The organism is Sulfurihydrogenibium yellowstonense SS-5 (assembly GCF_000173615.1).
Taxonomy (GTDB): Bacteria; Aquificota; Aquificia; order Aquificales; family Hydrogenothermaceae; genus Sulfurihydrogenibium; species Sulfurihydrogenibium yellowstonense.
In genome coordinates, this window is the sequence record NZ_ABZS01000148.1 from 1 (window position 1) to 4479 (window position 4479).

Genomic DNA, 4479 nt, shown 5'->3' on the forward strand with positions numbered 1-4479 from the left:
TTTGGTGAGTTATTATCTACTACAATAACTTGATAGTTAGGATAATCATTTCTTAAAACACTCTCCAAACACTCTATTGTATCCGTCCAGCCATTGTAGTTAAGTAATATTATGTAAACTTTTGGATAAGTCATTTCTCAACCTTTACAAAAATTTTCTTTAAGTCTCTATCCATTGCTATATTCTATTTTTCTACTTACTACTAAGTACTGAACCACCAAAAATTCTTCCAACAGCCCAAAGCTAAGCTTCAAAAGTGGTCTCCTTATAGGCGAAGTTGATAGGTCAAAAGTAATTTTTTCCACTTTATAACCGGTTTTCTCGAATAATTCAATAATATTTTTTTTGCAGAAGAATCTCAAATGTGTCTTATCTAAAATGCCAGCATCGACATATCGAAAATCGCCTCTTATTAATATGTTTATTAACATGTTTGCCAAGGCACTAATTTCTCTTATATTAGGTATACTTGCTATAATTGTACCATTAGGTTTTAAAAACCTTTTTATTTTTTCTAATACATTCCATGGATCTTTTAGATGCTCCAAAACATCAGCACATATAATGATATCAAAATAGTTTTCTGGCAAATCAATATTATCTTCACTTTCAATATCAGCTAAAATAAATTTATCCAATTTGATCGATTGATTTAAATCCACGATGTCAATTCCTGCTATAAATTTAGCCTTGCCTTGTTTCTTTAATTCGATTAGCGTATTTCCTTGACCACATCCAATCTCTAAAATATTACAATTATTACAGTTGATTAATTTAATAATATCATAGCGAAAAAAAGAAAAATAACCTATTGGTTTTGTAGCGTATATCTCTTTATAGCTCAAGATGTTTAACCTCCTTTGAATTTCAAAACTTAACTTAACTGTGGTTATTCTTTATACTTTCCCAAACCTCAGCCTCCATACCATGATAGCAGCCTCTAATGCTATTTTTTTGCTCATTTTAGAAGACCCACCATTTCTTTCATAAAAGATAATCGGGATTTCTCCAATCTTACAACCTTTTTTATAACATCTGTAAACCATTTCAATTTGAAAAGCGTATCCATTAGATTTAATCCTATCTAAACCTACAGCTTCTAAGCATTTTCTACTATAAATTCTATAACCACTTGTTATATCTGTAAGATGTCTTAGTCCAAGAATTGTAGTAGCATACCAATTGGCAAACTTAGAAAGTAAAAGTCTTTTAAAATCCCATCCAACAACGCTTATAGTATTATTCATATATCTTGAACCAATAACAACATCATAGCCATTTTTTAAAGCTTCTATAAACCTTGGAATATCATCAGGATTATGGGATAAATCCGCGTCCATTTCAAAAAATACTTCATAGTCTCTTTTTAACCCCCATTTAAAACCATCTACGTAAGCTGTACCAAGTCCAAGCTTCCCCGGTCTTTCTAAAATATGTATATTTGGATTATTTTTTATCCACTGATAAACTTTTTCTCTTGTTCCATCTGTTGAGTTATCATCAACTACTAAAATATCTAAAAAATCATACTTTGTTAATCTTTCTAAAATTTTGTCTATATTCTCAGCCTCATTATAAGTTGGTAAAACCACTAATGATTTCATTTTCTAAATTCCTCTATTGCTTTTAAAAACTCACTCTTTGTTTTATCCCAAGAAAAGTTTTTAGCCCAGTTTAAAGCATTTTGGCATAATTTGATATACTCTTGTTTATTATTCCAAATGTCTATAATCTTTTTCACAGCTTCATCTTCAGAATTTACTAAAAAACCCGTTTGATTGTCTTTTATGCTATCAACAAGACCATGAACCTTATAGCCAACTGCAGGCGTTCCAAAAGCGTTGGCCTGTATTACAACCTGCCCCCACCCCTCCCGAATACTTGGAACAATCAAAAAGTGAGACTGTTTTATTAAGTTTATCTTCTCTTCTTCCGAGACATAACCTAAAAATTTTATCCCTTCCATATTTAAATACTTATCTTTTAAATAATCCAACAAAGGACCTGTGCCGGCAACATAAAGATTTACATCTTTCATATACTCTTTTACTTTTAAAAAAATCCTAATTGCAGATTCTGGATTTTTTGTTTTTTTCAGCCTTCCAAGATACAGCAATGTTAGATTTTCATTTTTCTTTGGCACCTCATCTAACGGTTGATACTCTAAACCGTTATAAACTATTTCTATATCCTTAAATCCAAAGTTTCTTAAATCTAATTGGGTTGATGGTGAGACTGTGATAGTTTTTTTGTTTTTGTATAATCTTAAAAATACCTTTTCTAAAAATCTTGGGATGTAGCCAACAAATCCAAGCTCTGCATTCCAAAACTCTTCATATAGCTGATGTATAAGCAATATTGAGTTTTTTTTAAAAAAAGTAAAATATCCTACGCCGTTAAACTCATCTATGATTAGCCAGTCTTGATCTTTGTTTAGCATATACATAAATCCATAAAAATGTGTTGTAAGCTCGTTTCCTTTACGAATAAATTTTATACCATCAATTACTTCTTCACTTTTTAAATCTTTTGTCTTTGAAGAAAACCACTCAACGCTGTATCCGGCTTCTATTAAGCCTTTTGCAATATGGTATGTATAATTTTCAGCCCCACCCTTTTCAGGATGTTTTATGCATCTTCTGTTTAAAATTAAAACTTTCATGCTTTATATAAACTTACAATCCAAAGTGAGAAAAATGCTATAAACATTAGAGAATATAATAAAATCTGCTTTCTGTCGTGTGCTTTCCAGATAAACAATAGCACTGAAGAAATCCAGCCTATCAAAGATAAAACAACTATAAAACTCCAAAAATCTGATGGTTTATTATCATAATTTAATACCTGCATTTGTGCGTTGTATATTTTTTCATAGTCTGCCATAGTATAATTGTTAAACTCCCAATTTATAGATTCTAAAGCTCTTAACTTTGCAATTTCAGGATTAATCTTTTTTAGATAATCTACATAAGGTCTTGTGATTGGGTTTTGTATTTGATATATACTTGTTCTAAGAGTTTCTAAGCAGTATAATCTTTCATCATCTTTTTTAAATGTGTGGCAATATAGGTATAATTCTTCTACGGCTTTTGAGCCAAGCGGACTAAATGGCACATAAGATAAAATTGCTCTTTCGTATGCTTTAACTTTTTCTAAACCTTCCTGTTGCTTTGCAGAATTATAATGTTTATATTGGTAGATCAGGTTTTTGATGATAAAAAATAAAAATATGACAATAAGTAATATAACTAACTTTTTCATAAAAAACCTCATTTAACATTTTTTTCTAATTCTTCAGGTATTAAATAGCTTTGTGAATAATCATTATAGGCTCGTATAGCTTTAAACATTTCTAAGAAACTTTGATTTTGTGGTGAAACATAAATCGTTAATTTAAAAGGTGCTTTAAAACTTCCATAGCTAATATCTGCATCAACTACAAGCTTATTTAGTCTTATAACAGGTTTGATAGAGCTTGCCATGACTAAATAAGAATTTGAGAAGAATTTACACATTTCAAAGGTAAAGATATCATCTGTATTGTGGTTTAGACAAACTTCAGGAGTTAAAAATTTAAACTTAGAAATATTTAGATTATCAAACCATTCTTCCGGTATATTATCATCTTTCTTTAACCAAAAGAATGCATACAGTAAAGGTTTAATTTTAACAAAATTATAAAACGGATGCTCCGGAGCTAAGTTAACACTTGATAAAAATCTTTTTTTCTCCATAATAGATTGTAAATTACCTTGAAAAAACTCAGGAATATTATTTTTATAAACATCTTTTGGTTTACATCCTTCTATTCTCCAATTTGTACTATTATAATAATGCGATGTTAAATGACAGATATCATCTCTAAACCTTCCTAAAATTTTAACATACCATAATTCAAAAGTATGATTATCTCCATATGTTGAAAATATTGAAGAGACCGGAGTTATTGCTAATAAATCCTTTCCATGATAATAAGGAACCCAGTTGTTAAAGTTATTAGTTTCATTTAGCCTGCCAATTAAAAAAACTAAAGGAAAAGCAATTAAAATTTTAGGAACAACTTTATAAGTAAATTCCATTTTTTGATTTTTTATAAAAATAAAACTATAGTAAATTCCCAAACTTGAGATAATTGAAAAAAATGCTAAAGCTGGTAAAAAATATTGATTGGCAGCGACATAGAGCATACCTATAGTAAATGGTCCAGATAATGTTATTTTTGCCAAGATTATAGAGTGCATTATAAATGTTATTAAAGTATATAGAAATATTTTTTTACTCTTTTTAAAAAGGCCGATGAATCCTAAAAGTAAAAAAAAGATAAATGCAATAGAAAAATTTATATTAAACAAATAAAGAATATTTTTTAATGAATAATACCAACCTCTTCTCCTGTGCCCAATGCTGAAATAGGTGCGTCTAAGGAAGAGCTCAGAGCTCATAAAATTTCTCTTAAAATCATAGCAACAAATTTTTCAA

6 protein-coding genes are annotated in these 4479 nt (G+C 29.2%); all 6 read right to left on the reverse strand.

The features are described from left to right. On the reverse strand, nucleotides 1-134 hold a 134-nt coding region (locus tag SULYE_RS08760), incomplete at its 3' end, for a glycosyltransferase family 2 protein (RefSeq protein ID WP_007547688.1). A 33-nt stretch (nucleotides 135-167) separates the two neighbouring features. Beyond that, nucleotides 168-845: a class I SAM-dependent methyltransferase gene (locus tag SULYE_RS06375; RefSeq protein WP_007547689.1), complete on the reverse strand. Its 678-nt coding sequence runs from the start codon at nucleotides 843-845 to the stop codon at nucleotides 168-170. 51 nt (nucleotides 846-896) lie between these two features. Further along, on the reverse strand, nucleotides 897-1604 hold the full coding sequence (locus SULYE_RS06380) for a polyprenol monophosphomannose synthase (RefSeq protein ID WP_007547690.1): 708 nt from the start codon (nucleotides 1602-1604) through the stop codon (nucleotides 897-899). Next, entirely contained in the window at nucleotides 1601-2662 is a 1062-nt protein-coding gene (locus SULYE_RS06385) for a glycosyltransferase family 4 protein (protein WP_007547691.1), read from the reverse strand. Before SULYE_RS06385 ends, SULYE_RS06380 begins: the two co-directional genes overlap by 4 nt. Then, on the reverse strand, nucleotides 2659-3261 hold the full coding sequence (locus SULYE_RS06390; RefSeq protein WP_007547693.1) for a hypothetical protein: 603 nt from the start codon (nucleotides 3259-3261) through the stop codon (nucleotides 2659-2661). Before SULYE_RS06390 ends, SULYE_RS06385 begins: the two co-directional genes overlap by 4 nt. Nucleotides 3262-3269: 8 nt before the next feature. Then, nucleotides 3270-4241 carry a hypothetical protein gene (locus tag SULYE_RS06395; RefSeq protein ID WP_007547694.1) on the reverse strand — a complete coding sequence of 324 codons (972 nt, stop codon included), beginning with the start codon at nucleotides 4239-4241 and terminating at the stop codon, nucleotides 3270-3272. Nucleotides 4242-4479 lie beyond the last annotated feature (238 nt).